At 63.1% G+C, this 14,869-nt stretch carries 10 protein-coding genes; 3 read left to right on the top strand and 7 right to left on the bottom strand.

The window, feature by feature from the left end:
* Positions 1 to 291 precede the first annotated feature (291 nt).
* Positions 292 to 849, top strand: a complete 558-nt coding sequence (locus ACK59Z_RS01995; protein ID WP_326431187.1) for a TetR/AcrR family transcriptional regulator — start codon at positions 292 to 294, stop codon at positions 847 to 849.
* A gap of 85 nt (positions 850 to 934) precedes the next feature.
* On the opposite strand, the gene ACK59Z_RS01990 is transcribed toward ACK59Z_RS01995, so the two are convergent.
* From ACK59Z_RS01990 to ACK59Z_RS01980, 3 genes are read right to left on the bottom strand one after another with little or no spacing between them, the layout of a single operon-like run.
* Complete coding sequence (locus ACK59Z_RS01990; RefSeq protein WP_085616564.1) at positions 935 to 2,338, bottom strand: efflux transporter outer membrane subunit; 1,404 nt, start codon at positions 2,336 to 2,338, stop codon at positions 935 to 937.
* Positions 2,338 to 5,463, bottom strand: a complete 3,126-nt coding sequence (locus tag ACK59Z_RS01985; RefSeq protein WP_409292194.1) for a multidrug efflux RND transporter permease subunit — start codon at positions 5,461 to 5,463, stop codon at positions 2,338 to 2,340. The genes ACK59Z_RS01990 and ACK59Z_RS01985 overlap by 1 nt, the downstream gene beginning before the upstream one ends.
* Before the next feature lie 15 nt (positions 5,464 to 5,478).
* Positions 5,479 to 6,612 carry a MexC family multidrug efflux RND transporter periplasmic adaptor subunit gene (locus tag ACK59Z_RS01980; RefSeq protein ID WP_409292192.1) on the bottom strand — a complete coding sequence of 378 codons (1,134 nt, stop codon included), beginning with the start codon at positions 6,610 to 6,612 and terminating at the stop codon, positions 5,479 to 5,481.
* 94 nt (positions 6,613 to 6,706) lie between these two features.
* Here ACK59Z_RS01980 and ACK59Z_RS01975 point away from each other — a divergent pair, with 94 nt between their 5' ends.
* On the top strand, positions 6,707 to 7,285 hold the full coding sequence (locus tag ACK59Z_RS01975) for a TetR/AcrR family transcriptional regulator (protein WP_256573343.1): 579 nt from the start codon (positions 6,707 to 6,709) through the stop codon (positions 7,283 to 7,285).
* A gap of 46 nt (positions 7,286 to 7,331) precedes the next feature.
* On the opposite strand, the gene ACK59Z_RS01970 is transcribed toward ACK59Z_RS01975, so the two are convergent.
* Positions 7,332 to 8,531, bottom strand: coding sequence for a PucR family transcriptional regulator (locus ACK59Z_RS01970; protein WP_409292190.1), 1,200 nt, complete (start codon positions 8,529 to 8,531; stop codon positions 7,332 to 7,334).
* A 292-nt stretch (positions 8,532 to 8,823) separates the two neighbouring features.
* Here ACK59Z_RS01970 and ACK59Z_RS01965 point away from each other — a divergent pair, with 292 nt between their 5' ends.
* On the top strand, positions 8,824 to 9,693 hold the full coding sequence (locus tag ACK59Z_RS01965) for a phytanoyl-CoA dioxygenase family protein (RefSeq protein ID WP_409292188.1): 870 nt from the start codon (positions 8,824 to 8,826) through the stop codon (positions 9,691 to 9,693).
* Between the two features lie 116 nt (positions 9,694 to 9,809).
* Here the strand turns inward: ACK59Z_RS01965 and ACK59Z_RS01960 are convergent, their stop codons facing one another.
* From ACK59Z_RS01960 to ACK59Z_RS01950, 3 genes are read right to left on the bottom strand one after another with little or no spacing between them, the layout of a single operon-like run.
* Positions 9,810 to 10,772, bottom strand: coding sequence for a YCF48-related protein (locus ACK59Z_RS01960; protein WP_085616576.1), 963 nt, complete (start codon positions 10,770 to 10,772; stop codon positions 9,810 to 9,812).
* A gap of 10 nt (positions 10,773 to 10,782) precedes the next feature.
* Positions 10,783 to 13,197 carry an efflux RND transporter permease subunit gene (locus tag ACK59Z_RS01955; RefSeq protein WP_409292186.1) on the bottom strand — a complete coding sequence of 805 codons (2,415 nt, stop codon included), beginning with the start codon at positions 13,195 to 13,197 and terminating at the stop codon, positions 10,783 to 10,785.
* Between the two features lie 8 nt (positions 13,198 to 13,205).
* Positions 13,206 to 14,852 (bottom strand): DUF1302 domain-containing protein, encoded by a 1,647-nt coding sequence (locus ACK59Z_RS01950; protein ID WP_326431176.1) that lies wholly within the window; start codon positions 14,850 to 14,852, stop codon positions 13,206 to 13,208.
* Between the last annotated feature and the right edge of the window lie 17 nt (positions 14,853 to 14,869).

Below are 14,869 nucleotides of genomic sequence, written 5' to 3'. Positions count from 1 at the left end.
AAGGCCTTGATTGACGCCTTTATTGTCATGATTTCCTCATCCAAAATCGCCAAGTCCTCAGTCGCCTTCCCTAATCCCGGCGCCATCCCAGGAGTGCTTCACTCTGCCCCTGAACTTCGCCGCCTCCCTCGTTCTGGCACACCGAAGGAGGCGGTGCCGGTACACGTGCAAGCAAGCACCCGTACGTCTACGACCTGCAAGCCCTGGTTGAGCCATTATTTACTCAAATGGGTGTCCTATGAGTCGTTTTCCTTCACAATGCTTGCACGATATGCAGTGTGGAATCTTCTGATGCACCTCCCTACCGATGAGCGCCTGCTCAAAGCGCTGGCCGACGCGATCGTCGTCCACCCCCGAGCCACATTGAAGGAGCTGGCCGAGGCGGCGGGCGTGAGCAAGGCGACCCTGCACCGTTTCTGTGGAACCCGTGACAACCTGGTGAATATGCTGGAGCGCTATGGCGACCAGGTCCTCTCTCAGGTCATCGGCAACGCTGACCTGCACGGCAGCGACCCCAGCGCAGCCCTGCATCGCCTCATCGTCGAGCACCTCAAGCATCGCGAGATGATGATCTTCCTGCTCTTTCAGTACCGCCCGGACTCGTTCGACGACAGCGAGGCGAACCGCCCGTGGCGGGCCTATGCCGACGCACTGGATGCCTTCTTCCTGCGTGGCCAGCAAGCGGGCGCTTTCCGTATCGATATCAGCGCGGCGATCTTCACTGAAATGTTCCTGAGCATGGTGTACGGCATCGTCGATGCCGAACGACGCGGGCGAGCAGCCAGCGCGACATCCGTGCAGACGCTGGAGCTGCTATTCCTCGACGGCGCTGCGGCACCTGCTCGCTGACCTGCCTTCGCCAGCCCAAAAAAAGGCCCCAGGACATCGGTCTCTGGGGCCAAGTGGCTGGACATGCCAACCAAAGGAGGCTGTTTCAGCCCTTGCCCGGCCAGCCGCCACCGAGTGCGCGGAACAGGTCGACCAACGCAAGCTGGCGCTGGGTACTGGCTTCGATGAAGGCTGCTTCGTTCACGTAGCTGTTGCGCTGCGCGTCCAGATAACGCAAATGGCTGTCCACCCCACCCTCGTACCGCGCCTTGGCCAATGCCAGCGTCGCACGGCTGGTGTCGACCAGGGCCCGGCGCGCGGTTTGTTCGCGGCGCAGGGTGTCGGTGGCAGCCAGTGCGTCGGACACTTCGCGGAAGGCGACCTGGATCACGCCTTCATAGGCGGCCACGGCCGAGTCCTTACGTGCCTCGGCCAGGCTGAGCCCGGCACGGTTGCGCCCGGCGTCGAACAACGGCAGTGACAACTGCGGCATGAAGCTCCAGCTACGCGAGCCACCGTCGAACAGCCCGGACATCTGCGCACTGGCGGTCCCAAAGCTGCCGGTCAGGCTGATACGCGGGAAAAAGGCTGCCCGCGCCGCGCCGATATCGGCATTGCGCGCACGCAGCCGGTGTTCGGCAGCGAGGATATCGGGACGGCGCTCGATCAATGCCGACGGCGCGCCCGGCGCAATGTCATTGAGCACCATTGGCTCATCTGGGCGCTCAACGGGCATCGCCTTGGCCGCCTCGGCGCTGCCCAGTAACAGCACCAGCGCGTTGTAGGCCTGGCGCTGCTGGCGCACGGTGACTTCAAGCTCGGCACGAGACTGCTCGACCAGCCCCAACGCCTCCTGATGGTCCAGCGCCGTGGCCGTGCCGGCAGCGCGACGCTCACCGACCAACGCCAGAGAGTCCTCGCGGCTGGCCAGGGTCTGGCGGGTCAGCGCCTGGCGCCGCTCGGCACCGTCCAAGGTCAGGTAGGCCTGGCTCACCTCGGCGATCAGGGCGATGCGTGCGGCACGCCCGGCTTCCTCGGTGGCCAGGTACTGCTCCAGGGCCGCATCGCTCAGGTTTTTGACCCGTCCGAACAGGTCCACTTCATATTCCGGCAATGACAAGCCCACCTGATAAGTGCTGGTGACGCCTTCGCGGCCATCGTTCGAAAGTGCCGAAGGCAGGTGCTGGCGATTGCCCGCGGCGCTGGCGTTCAGCCCAGGCACCCGGTCGGCCCGCTCGATCCGGTATTGGGCGCGGGCCTGCTCGATGTCGAGCAGGGTCTGGCGCAAGGAGCGGTTGTTGTCCAGCGCACTGGCGATCAGCTGACGCAGCACCGGGTGGACAATGAAAGCCTGCCACTGCATCTGCTCCACCGAACGGCCGGCATGACCGGCAGCATCGCCCCATCCGGCCGCCACCGGTGCTTCTGGGCGCTGATAGGTGGGCGCCAGGGAGCAACCGGTCAAGGTCAAGGACAGGACCAAGGGAAGCACACGATTGAATTTGATCATCACTTGGCGACCTCGACCGGTTGCTCAGGTGCGGGCTTGCGCTTGAGCAGCGTCAACACCCAGACGAAACAGATCGGCACGAAGACCACGCCCAACAAGGTGGCACTGAGCATGCCGCCGATTACGCCGGTGCCGATGGCGCGCTGGCTTGCCGCCCCCGCGCCGGAGGCGATGGCCAATGGCACCACGCCGAGGATGAACGCCATGGAGGTCATCACGATCGGACGGAAACGCAGGCGCGCGGCCTCGATGGCGGCGTCGCCCAGGCTGTAGCCCTTCTCCCACAGTTCCTTGGCGAACTCGACGATCAGGATGGCGTTCTTCGCCGCAAGGCCAATGATGGTGATCAGCCCGACCTTGAAATACACATCGTTGGGCATGCCGGTGAGCGTCACCGCCCACACCGCACCCAAGGCACCAATCGGCACGATCAACATGACCGTCAGCGGAATCGCCCAGCTTTCGTACAGCGCCACCAGCAGCAGGAACACCACCAGGATGGCCAGGGCGAACAGGCTGGCCGCCTGGCCGCTGGACACCTTCTCCTGGTAGGAAAGGCCCGTCCAGGCGTAGCCGATACCCGGCGGCAGCTCGCTGACCAGACGCTCCATCTCGGCCATCGCCTGGCCAGTACTGTGCCCCGGCGAAGCGTCGCCGGCGATGCGGATGGACGGGTAGCCATTGTAGCGCACCAGTTGCACCGGCCCCTCTTCCCACTGGATGGTGACGAAGGCGCTGAACGGCACCTGCTCGCCGTTGGCATTCGGGGCATAGAGGCGCAGCACGCTTTCGGGGGTCATGCGTTCGCCTTGCTCAGCCTGCACCACCACGCGCTGCTGGCGCCCGGCATTGGTGAAGTCGTTGATCACCGCCGAACCGAAAGCAGTGGCCAAGGTGCTGTTGATGGCCTCGAAGCTCACCCCCAGCGTTCGGGCCTTTTCCCGGTCGATGTGCACGCGCAGCTGCGGCGCCTCGGCCAGGCCTTCCATCATCGCGTAGAGAATCACCGGATTGCCGTTGGCACGGGCCAGCAGTTGGTCGCGGGCGGCGAGCAGTGCTTCACGGCCAAGGCCGCCACGGTCCATCAGGCGCAGGGCGAAACCGCCGGAGTTGCCCAGGCCGTCGATGGGCGGTGGCATGACCGCGGTGATGGTGCCGTCACCGTTGGCGGCGAATTGTGCATTGATCGCTGCCGTTTCCGCCTCCGCCGATTGTGTCTTGTCACGCTGCGACCAGTCCTTGAAGGTTGGGAACGCCAGTGCTGCGTTGTCGCCCTGGCCCGAGAAGCTGAAGCCGCTGACGATGAACGAGTTGGCCACCGCCTCACGAGACATCAGGAATTTCTCCAACGCCTCGGCGGTGTAGTCTGTACGTACCCGGCTGGCGCCCGGCGGCAGCTGTACGTCGACGACGCTGTAGCCCAGGTCTTCAGCCGGCACGAAGGCCTCCGGCAAGCGCAGGTAGGAATAGCCCAGCACCACCAGGATGCCGACATACGCCAGCATCCAGCGCCCGGCACGCGCCACCAGCTCGCTGTTGAGCAGCGAATAGCGCTCGGTGATACGGGCGAAGCCACGGTTGAAGGCGCCGAAGAAACCGCCCTTTTCATGATGGCCATGGGGCACTGGCTTGAGCAGCGTGGCGCACAGCGCAGGGGTGAAGGTAAGGGCCAGGAAGCCGGAGAACAGGATCGAGACAGCCAGAGACACAGAGAACTGCTGATAGATCACCCCCACCGAACCGGACATGAACGCCAAAGGCAGGAATACCGCCGCCAGCACCAGGGTAATACCAATAATGGCCCCGGAAACCTGCCCCATGGCCTTGATGGTCGCCTCCACCGGCGACAGGCCTTCCTCGGCCATCAAGCGCTCGACGTTCTCCACCACCACGATGGCGTCGTCCACCAGGATGCCGATGGCCAGCACCATGCCGAACATGGTCATCATGTTCACCGAAAAGCCGAGCAGTTTCATGATCATCAGCGTCCCGAGCAGGCACGCCGGTACCACGATCGAGGGCACCAGGGTGTAGCGCACGTTCTGCAGGAACAGGAACATCACCAGGAACACCAGCACCATGGCTTCGATCAAGGTGTGGATCACCTTCTCGATGGCCACGTCGACGAAGCGCGAGGTGTCGTACGGCACCGAATACTCGACCCCTTCGGGGAAGAACTGCGACAGCTCGGCCAGGCGCTCCTTGACCTGCGTCGCTGTCTGGATGGCGTTGGCGCCCGGCGCCAGCTGCACCGCGCCGGCCACCGCCGGGTGGCCATTCAGACGTGCCGATAGGTTGTAGTTCTCGCTACCGATGGCCATGCGCGCAACATCACCCAGACGCACGCTGGAGCCATCCGGGTTGGCGCGCAGGACGATGCCGGCGAACGCCTCTGGCGTGTCGAGGGTGCCCTGCACGGCCAGGGTCGCGGTCAGCTCCTGCTCGCTGGCGCCCGGCGTGCTGCCGAAGCTGCCGGCCGGCACCTGGACGTTCTGGCCGCGAATCGCCGCGTTGATGTCGTCGATGGACAGGCCATAACCCACCAGCTTCTGCGGATCCACCCAGACGCGCATGGCCGCTTCGGACGCGAAGAACTGCAGCTTGCCCACGCCGGGCACGCGCAGCAGTTCGTTGTTGATGTTGCGCGCGGCATAGTCGGCCAGGGCCGTGGTATCGCCACGGTTGCCGACCGTGCTGGTCAGGGCGTAGATCAGCAGGAAACCGGAGCTGGCCTGCTCGACTTTCAGCCCTTGGGTCAGCACCGCCTGAGGCATACGCGCCTCGGCCTGTTTCAAGCGGTTCTGCACATCGACCTGCGCCATGTCCGGATCGGTGCCAGGCTCGAAGGTCACCATCACTTCGGCCACGCCGTTGGAGTTGTTGGTGGACTCGTAGTACAGCAGGCCCTTGGCGCCGTTGAGCGACTGTTCGATGATGCTGGTCACCGACTCCACCATGACCTTGGCCGAAGCGCCGGGGTAGGAGGCAGTGATGGAAATCTGCGGTGGCGCCACATTGGGGTACTGGGCCACGGGCAAGGATGGAATCACCAGCAATCCTGCCAGTGAAATGAACAACGCCACGACCCAGGCAAAGTTCGGGCGATGGATGAAAAACCTGGACATCTCACGTTCCTCGCGTCACTGGGCGGCAGCCGTTTGTTGCTGTGCCGGCGCCACCGGCATACCGGGAGCCAACCCTGCCGGGCTACCGACGATCACCTGATCACCTGGCTTGAGCCCTTCGTTGATTTGCCAACGCGAGCCTTGCATCACACCGGTTCGCACGACGCGTGCCTCGGCGATGCCATTGGCGGCGACCATGACCCGTGCCTGGCCATCGCTGCCTCGCTGGACCGCACGCTGAGGAACCAGGATGGCGTGGTTGTCGGTACCTTGAGGTGTGCGCACGCGCACATACATGCCCGGCAAGAGGATGCCGTCGGCATTATCGAAACGCCCACGCAGGACGACCTGGCCGGTACCGCGGTCCACACTCACATCGGTGAACATCAGCTCGCCTGAGCGCTGGAAATCGGTGCCTTCCACTTGCGCGGTCAGACCCTGGCTGTTGGCCGAGAGTGCGCCGTCCATGACCGCCTGCCGCAGGCGCAGCGCGTCAGCAGCAGATTGCGTGAAGTCGATGTAGATCGGGTCCAGTTGCTGTATCCGTGCCATCAGCGTCGCCTCCCCCTGCCCCACCAAAGCGCCTTCGGTGGCCAGCGCACGGCCAATGCGTCCGGAGATCGGCGCAGTGACAGTGGCGTAACCCAGGTTAAGGCGTGCGGCCTGCACATCGGCCTGCGCGGAACGTACTGCCGCACGGGCACTGCGCAACTCGGCAGTGGCGCTGTCGAAGTCCTGCTGGCTGACCGCCTCGATCTTGACCAGCGGCTCATAGCGTTTCACACGTGCCTGGGCTTCCTGCTGCACGGCCTGGGCACGGGCGAGGTCCGCCTCGGCGCGGGCCAGGGCGGCCCTGAACGGCGCCGGGTCGATCTGGAACAGCATATCCCCCGCCTTGACGTCAGCCCCTTCCTCGAAGCGCTTGTGCAACACGATACCCGGCACCCGCGCCCTTACCTCTGCGACCCGCATCGGCTCGACCCGGCCCGGCAACTCAGCGGCCAGAGTCACCTGCTCGGAGGCCAACGTCACGATTTCCACCGGGTAGCTCGCGTTGGCTGCGCCGTCCTGCTCTGCTGCGGGCTCGCACCCGGCCAAGGTAATCGCCACGGCCAGTACGCCCACTCTTATCGAACCTGTCTTGCCCATCACTCACCCGAGCCTTGATTGAAAACGGGGCGAATGCTACTTTTCAAACCCAAATGAGTCAATTATGTCTCAAAAAAATCAAACAAGACTCCTCATGACCACTTCAGGCTTCCCTCCTTCATCGCTTTCCACCAAGCTGGTGAATGCCCTCTATGCCGCTGCCGCCTTGCGACCCAGAGCGTCCATGGGTGAACTGGCGGCGTTGGCTGGCATCAGCCGGGCTACCTTGCACCGTTACTGCGGGACGAGAGAAAACCTCGATAGCCAGCTCGAACAGCACGCCAAAAACACGCTCATGCAGATCCTCGACAACAGCGGCGCGCTGGCTTCCACAGAGCCCCTGGCCGCGTTGCGTCAGCTGATTCGCGAACACCTGGCCCAAGGCGAACTGATCGCCTTCCTGGCTTCCCGTTACCCTGTGCACATGAGCGTGCAACACGACCTGCGGCTCTATCTGGAAACGCTCGATGCGTTGTTCTTCAGCGGCCAGCGACAGGGTGTATTTCGAGCGGATGTCACCGCGGCGCTGCTGACCGAGATGTTCGTATCGCTGTTGCACGGCATGGTCGATGCCCGCCAGCGAGGGCATGCGCCAATAGAGCGTGCAAAGATGCTGGAGAACGCGTTTCTGCAGGGCATTGCAACGCGGGCGCCCTGTTGGGCGCCCGCGTAGGGCAACCGCCGTTAAGCGCTATTGCGCCAAAGGAAGGGGATAACTGCTATTGCTCGTCGCCATCGAGCGGCGTACTCCAGATCACCAGCTCAAGAGCGGCGGCGATCTGGATGCGATGATCGGCAAGCGGGACAGGCAGCAGGTCCTGGGCGCGCTCCAGTCGGCGCAGCAAGGTATTGCGATGGGTGCCCAGCACCTCGGCGGTCTGGGTGATGTTGCAGCCGTTGGCCAGGAAGGCGTGCAACGAATGCTGAAGCACCGTGGGTTCGGTCGCCAGGCGCCCCAGGGTGCTCAAGACGAACTGCCTGGCCGCGCGGGCATCCTGGGTCATCAACGACACCATCCTCACCTGATCGATCGTGGCAACGGCGGGGGAACCCGCCAAACGGCCCATCAACCGCTGGGTGGTCAAAGCTTCCAGGTGCGAGCGCCGGAACCCATTCATCCCCGCGCCCGCCGAACCGATTGCCGCGCGAATCTTGGGAAATTGTCGAGTGACGCCTTGCAGCAGGTTCAGGTCCAGCGGCTTTGCCGCACTGCTCCAGGCCCACAGGGTCGCAGTGCCCGCAAATACGATCAGGGGCGCTACCGTGCCCGTGAGCTGCGCCAGCGCACGCGCCATATCTTCCAGGGGGCGAATCTCGGCGTCCGGGGTTTCGCTCCAGACGAGGCAGGCATGGTGTCTCTGCGCAAGGCTGTAGCCCAGTCGCCTGCCGAACTGCTCCGCGTCCACATCCCTGCCATCGAGCAGCCGGCTGACCAGGCTGCGTTTATCGACAGGATCATCATGGGCGTGGGCGCTCTTTTCTTCGAGGATGATCTGCGTCACCACACGCATGTTGCTGTCGATGAATTCCGAGATCGAACGCGACGAGACCTTCAGGAATTCCTCGAGCACCACGGGATCCTGCGTCAGGCTGAAGGCCATCTTCATCCATAGGTCCCAGGCTGCGTTCTGTGTCGACCTTGCAACATTCATCAGCAGCTCGGACAACCCCCTGCGGGCGAGCTCCCTGGCCGTGTCCACCATGTCAGCAGACACGTAGGGCTCCACCGGCTCACCAGGGCGCTGCAGGTTGGCATTGGCCCAATGCAGCAACTCTGCCCGGTTGGCGCGCCGGCACGACGCGAGGATAACCGGGTCCTCCAGCAACCTGGCATCTTCGGGTGAAGAGAACAGTGACTGGTTCAGCCGCTCGACCCACTCAGGTGGCAGCGCCTGAGCGAGTTCGGCGCCTTTGCGCATAAGCTCGCGAACGGCTTCCGAGGGGCGTGGCCAGGGCGATGGCGTGCTGGTCATGGGCGGTGCAAATCACTCAAAAATCGGCTGGAAAATGGTGCAGTTCGTACCTTGGCGCAGGGCCAGTGCAAACCTAGCATGAACGCACTGCCTGAACAAAAAGAACAAGGAGGCACCGTGGCGCTCCATGTCCCTTTCCTGGGTTTAGCGCAGTAGCAAGCAGGCCTGTTTCCTGATGCCCGTTGACCAAACGTCAACCCGCCTGCGCAACCGTTCCTTTCAATCCGGAGTGTTCTCAATGTCAGCCTCTCGCGACTCCACGCCAAGCCTGCCAGTTGTAAGCCGCTCGACTTGCGCGCAAGAAATTGCGCTGCTGAGCGACCAGGCAGGTGCCGTGATCATCCGCAACTTCATGGCCCCTGAACAAGTCGCACGAATCAACAGCGAACTCGACGCCCCCCTGGCCGCGCTCGATGCCGGCTCCAGGCACGAGCACGCGCTGATCGCCGAGTTCCATGGCCACCAGACCAAACGGCTTACCAACCTCGTCACTCACAGCAAGACCTTTCGTGAGGAAATTCTCGATGACGACCTCTTTCACGAACTGGGGAACGTGCTTTACGCCCCGGAGTGCGGTGACTGGTGGCTGACCACGGCCCAGTTGATCGAGATCGGCCCAGGCAACAAAGCGCAAATGCTGCACCGTGACATGATGCAGTACCAACCGTTCGTGGCCATGAACAGGCATGCACCACGCGCCATCACCAACCTGATGCTGGCGCTGACCGATTTCACCGAGGAAAACGGCGCCACGCGCTTGATCCCCGGGAGCCAGGACTGGGATGACTTTTACGATACAGGCACCCCAGAGATGACGATCCCCGCCCTGTTGAAAGCCGGCGATGCCATGCTGTTCGGCGGGAAAGTCGTTCATGGCGGCGGTGCCAACGTGACCGCCGACCATTACCGTCGCGGGCTGACCATCCCTATGCAGGCTTCGATCATCACGCCTGAAGAAGCCTACCCGTTGATCGTGCCGCTCGAGCTGGTACGCACGCTTTCTCCACGGGTCCAGAAGATTCTCGGTTTCCGCTCCCAATACCCCAATGGCAGCCCTGGCCTTTGGCAACATAACTACGCAGACCTGGCGGATTACCTTCAGCTCTAGCGTCCAGCGTTGACTTGCCTGGGCCTGATGGTGCCACGACCACCCAGACGCCCAGGCAAGGAAACACGCCAGGCATCGCTTTGCGATGCCTGGCCTCTGAACGAGTGGCCGGCCCTTCACTCCTGGCAGGGCATAACCCCTCGGCGTGAAAACAAGACAGGTACGCCCTCGGCGTTGAACAACGCCGCCGTCAGTGAAAGGCCATCAGCGGTCTGCGTTTCCTGAAAACTGTGCCCGCCATCGCTGCTCTGCACGCTCAGCCCATCCAGCCCGACCGCCAACACACGAGAGCCCGCTACCGCTACGCTCGTGACAGAGCCTTTGCTTTGCGTTGGCACTCGGCGAAAGCCCTTGCCGTCCGCTGAACCCTGCAACAGGGTGCCGCGCTGGCCACCCAGCAGCAGACGCCCATCGGCCAGTACTGCGCCAGACCACAGGGTGCCTTCGTAGCCGGTATCCAGGTAACGCCAGTTCTTCCCCTGGTCTTCGGAATGCAGCACCTGCCCATGCTCGGCCGTGGCGTACAGCCTGCCGCGGCTGTCGGCAAACAACCCCATCAGGTTGAGGTCGGCCCGCTTGGCCCCCGGCGGAGCCTGCAGCGGCTGCTCAGCCCACGTCTGGCCCCCATCTTCGGTCGTCAGCACCAACGACCAGAGGCCTACTGCAACACCCTGCCGGGCATTGAAGAAGTGCACCGCGAACAGTGGCCGGTCTTCTTCGGTGGCCAGTCGCTGGGCCTGCCAGGACTCCCCGCCATCGGTGGTGGCCAGGATCGCGCCCCAGTGGCCAACCGCCCAGCCGCGTTTGGCATCCACGAAAGACACGCCCGTCAATGGCGTGGACAGCGGTACCGACCTCGCCTGGCGCCACTGCATGCCCTGATCGTCGGACAACAGCACGACACCGTGGTCGCCCACGGCCACCATGCGCGCCCCCGCCCAACCGGCGGCCAGCATGGTGGCCTGCGTGGCATTGCTCGCCTGTACGGCCGGTACGGCCTGCAACGGCGCGGCCTGAAGAGACATCAGCGGCACTGCTGCTGCGAGCAAGGCTGCGGTGAATGAAACCCTGAACTTCATGCTTCTCTCCTCAGTGCACCAGCGCGCCAATCATGCGCACGGGGCGCTTACGTGGGAATACCCGCTCCAGCCACACGGCGAAGGCCGGCAGCACGGTCATGGCCATGACCATGTTGACGATGAACATGAAGGCCAGCAGCTTGCCCATGTCGGCCTGGAACTTGAGTTCCGAGAAGGCCCAGGTGGCCACGCCCACAGCCAGGGTGATGGCAGTGAAAATAGTGGCGACACCCACTTCGAGCAGCGCGTATTCCACGGCCTTGGTAATCGACTGCCCATGAGCCAGGTGCAGTTGCAGACGGTTGTAGATGTAGAAGGCGTAATCGACGCCGATGCCCACCGCCAGCACCATCACCGGCAAGGTGGCGATGGTCAGTCCGATCTGCAGCTCCTTCATGAACCAGTAGCCAATGAAGGTGCCGATGGTCAGCGGCAGGCAACACACCAGGACTGCCCGCAAGTCGCGATACACCACGAACACCAGCAATGCGATGGCGGCATAGACATAAAGCAGCATGGGTGTTTCGCTTTTTTCCACTTCTTCGTTGATGGCTGCCAGCACCCCGGCGTTGCCCGAAGCGAGGCGCACCGAGATGCCTGGCAGGGGGTATTCGCTGCGGAATGCCTTGGCGGCATCCACTACCCGGTTGATCGTGGTGGCTTTGTGATCGGCCAGGTACAGGTGCACTGCGGTCATGCTGCAGTCGGTGCGCATCAGCCCGGGCGTGCGCGCAACCTCGGTAGCCAGGGCGGCGTAGTTCATCGGGTCGATGGGCACCGCTGCCATCTTCGGGTTGCCTTCGTTGTAGCCCTCATTGAACTGGCGCATGTTGCTGGAGAACGACGTTACCGACAGGACACCGGGCACCCCCTGCATAGCCCACACGAAGCGATCCTGGTACTGGCCCAGGGCAACATCCTCGCAGGCCACCTGGCTGTCTTCGCCAGAGGGCTCCTTGTTGACTTCGAACACCACGCTGAGCCAGTCCAGGCCAATGTCGTAGTTGCCGGCGATGGAAACCGCATCGCGATTGAAGCGGGCGTCCTCGCGCAACTCCGGCGCGCCCGCCTGCAGCGTGCCCACGACACGGTCATGGCTTTGCCAGATCGCCACCAGGAATACCACCAAGGCAAAGCCAAGCACCCATTGTGCCCTGCGTGGCTCGGCGAGCCGGGCCAGGCCACGCAGCCAGCGGGTGCGGCGCTGCCGGGACACTTCCTGGGCGGCTGCGTACTTGTCATCGACACTCAGCAGCGACGCCATCAACGGCAACATCACCAGGTTGGTGATGATCTTGTAGGCCACGCCAAGCGAGGCCGTGATCGCCAGTTCCCGCACCATAGGGATCGGGATCAACAACAGCGTCACGAAGGAAACCAGCGCGGTCACCAGCGCCAGCGTCCCGGGAATCAGCAACCCCGTGAAGCTCGAACGCGCCGCCGCTTCGGCGCTCTTGCCGGTGGCGATCTCGCGGACGATGAAGTTGATTTGTTGCACGCCATGGGACACCCCGATGGCGAATACCAGGAAGGGCACCAGCACCGCCAACGGGTCGAGCCCGTACCCCAACAGGCGCAGGCTACCGAACTGCCACACCAGCGAGGCCAGCGAACAGACCAGGGCCAGCAGCGTGAAGCGCAGCGAGTGGCAATACCAGTACACCGCCCCCGCCGTCAGCAGCAACGCCAGCAGACAGAACTCCAGCACGGCTGAAGCCCCGTCAGCAATATCACCGATCTGCTTGGCAAAACCGATGATCTGGATTTCGAAATCGCCATCCTCGAATTGCTGGCGGATCTCTTTCTCCAGCCTGTGGTTGAACGCCACATAGTCAAGGTGCGCACCATTGGTGTCGTATTCGTTGAGTTCCACCGTGATCATCGCACTGCTCTGATCCCGGGAAACCAGCGTGCCGATGAAACCACCCTGGGCGGTGGAGCTGGCGATCGTCGCGATGACCTGGTCATCCAGGTGCTCGGGCGAAACCGTTCCTGGTACCAGTGGGTCAGCGCGAAAACCTTCTTCGGTGATTTCGTTGACGAAGGCATTGGGCGTCCACAACGAACGCACGCTGCTGCGGGAAACCCCCGGGAGGAAGGTCACCGCCTGGGTGACGTCATACAGCCGTTTCAGGCCCGGGGCGCTCCAGATATCGCCCTGTCGGGCCTTGACCACGATGGTCAGCCGGTTCGCTCCCAGCAGGTCGTTGCGATAGGCCTCGAATGTCTTGATGTATTCGTGGCCTACCGGCAATTGCTTTTCGAAGCCTGCATCCATGCGCAGTTGCACGGCGAACCAGCCCATGATCAGCGTGAACACCGCCAGGCTCGCCAGCACCAGACGACGATGCCCGAAGAACACACCCTCGACACGTGACAGCAGGCCAGGTGCCAGAGCTTCGGATAACTTTACAGAACCGTTCACGGCGGGCCTCACAAGGTGCGGGAAATCGCGATGCCGACATAGTCGCGGTCACGATAAAGCTGGTCGTAGGGCGTGTCGCCGCCCATGAACTTCGCGTAGTTGAGGGAGATCTGCCAACTGGCCGGGTTTCGCACGAAGTTCAGATACAGGTTCATGCTGCTCGCGTCTTCGGTGAAGGTCGCACTCAGGTTCGGCGTCCTGCCCCCCAGCGAGCGCGAGTAGAAGACACCTGGCGTGACCTGCCAACCCGGCAGCAACGTGCCGTCATAGGTCAGGCTGAAGTCCAGGTTGATGCCAGAGGACGTCTTGTCGCCACGAGGCTTGGGCGCTGTCGCAGGGTCCAGCTGCCAGGTATTGAGCCCTGCAGCGAGTGGCTCGCCATTGACCTCGTTATGCAGCCCTGGGTATTTGATGACCACAAGCTCGGACAGCAAGGTGCCCGTACTGGCTCCGGTGAAGTCGAGCAGCGTCGGGGAGTTCGAAGGCGTGAAGCTGTACAGGCCGGTGAGGTGCCACTGGAACTTCTTTTCGTCCTTCCAGCATTTGCCGCCATTGCTGGAGCATAGGTCGATGACCGGGTTGAGCATGACTGAATCCTTGGGCCGGTACGAAAGCTCCGTACCGACGGCCCAGTCACCGATCGGCATGTTGGCACTGATGCCATACATCATCCGGTCTTCCTGGTACTCCCAGGTGGGGGCAGCGGCGAAGGTGTCCGGGTCAAGAATGGCGACGCGCAATGACGGCAACTTGTCGTGATAACGCATCACGTAGAAGCCGTAGTTTATGTCGCTGTCCTCTGGTTGCCAGCGCAGCGAAAGGCCCCACTGGCCGCTGTCGCGGGCGTCCTTCTCGGAGAACCCGTAGTCCCCCCTGCCCTCACCCAGCGCGTTGTTGGTGGACCAGTAGCTGCCCACCGGCGGCAACTCGCTCTTGTTCCAGCGGAACTGATAGTAGGCCTCGACGTTGACACCCGAGCCAAGGCCCGAAGCGACACTGAGCATCGGCGCGGGCAGCACGGCCTCCTTGAGCTGCACGCCGGGACGTGCCAGGGCCTGGTAGTCGTAGGCGTTGGTGTTGTTGATGCCACCGGCCACGAACAGGCTTTCACCCCAGTTGATCACCTGGTTGCCCAGGCGCGCGCGGACCCGCTGCCCGCCCATGTCGAAGCCTTTGCTCACCCACAGGTCCAGCAGGCGAACCTTGAAGGCGAGGTCGTCGCGGGCGTCGTCACTCAGCCCGTTGCTGCCGACGCTCTCTGGGGTGTTGAACGACAGCGTGCCGGTGGTATCGGTGGCAGCGAAGTCGCGGATCCAGGTCCCGCGCGCCATGAAGGTGAAGTCTTCGGGCATCTTCAGCAACAGCTCATGGGTACCCTTGAGGTAGTTGGTGAACATGTCGCCGCGGTCGTAGTTCAGGTCGCCCTGGTCCGCCACGCCGGAACTCTGCGCCAGGCAGCCGGAGGGCACGTTGTGCCCGGTCGGCCCCTGGTTGATCAGGTTGCAGCCCCGCGACTCGGTACGCAGGCCCATGCCTGCGGTGATCGTGGAGTCGAAGGAGCCATTGAGGGTTTCGGTTTCAAAGGTGAACCCCATTGCCAGTGGGGTTGCGCACACGATGACAAGGCCTGACGCTTTCGTAATTATTTTTTTCATGTGGGCTCTCGATCTGG

It is taken from the genome of Pseudomonas sp. KCJK9058 (assembly GCF_046230975.1).
In the GTDB taxonomy this organism is placed as follows: Bacteria; Pseudomonadota; Gammaproteobacteria; order Pseudomonadales; family Pseudomonadaceae; genus Aquipseudomonas; species Aquipseudomonas alloputida.
This window is presented reverse-complemented; position numbering and strand designations above follow the sequence as displayed.

Coding starts and splice junctions, on each gene's coding strand:
- ACK59Z_RS01995 (WP_326431187.1), top strand. CDS start 292: ATGCACCTCCCTACCGATGAGCGCCTGCTCAAAGCGCTGGCCGACGCG.
- ACK59Z_RS01990 (WP_085616564.1), bottom strand. CDS start 2,338: ATGATCAAATTCAATCGTGTGCTTCCCTTGGTCCTGTCCTTGACCTTG.
- ACK59Z_RS01985 (WP_409292194.1), bottom strand. CDS start 5,463: ATGTCCAGGTTTTTCATCCATCGCCCGAACTTTGCCTGGGTCGTGGCG.
- ACK59Z_RS01980 (WP_409292192.1), bottom strand. CDS start 6,612: ATGGGCAAGACAGGTTCGATAAGAGTGGGCGTACTGGCCGTGGCGATT.
- ACK59Z_RS01975 (WP_256573343.1), top strand. CDS start 6,707: ATGACCACTTCAGGCTTCCCTCCTTCATCGCTTTCCACCAAGCTGGTG.
- ACK59Z_RS01970 (WP_409292190.1), bottom strand. CDS start 8,531: ATGCGCAAAGGCGCCGAACTCGCTCAGGCGCTGCCACCTGAGTGGGTC.
- ACK59Z_RS01965 (WP_409292188.1), top strand. CDS start 8,824: ATGTCAGCCTCTCGCGACTCCACGCCAAGCCTGCCAGTTGTAAGCCGC.
- ACK59Z_RS01960 (WP_085616576.1), bottom strand. CDS start 10,772: ATGAAGTTCAGGGTTTCATTCACCGCAGCCTTGCTCGCAGCAGCAGTG.
- ACK59Z_RS01950 (WP_326431176.1), bottom strand. CDS start 14,852: ATGAAAAAAATAATTACGAAAGCGTCAGGCCTTGTCATCGTGTGCGCA.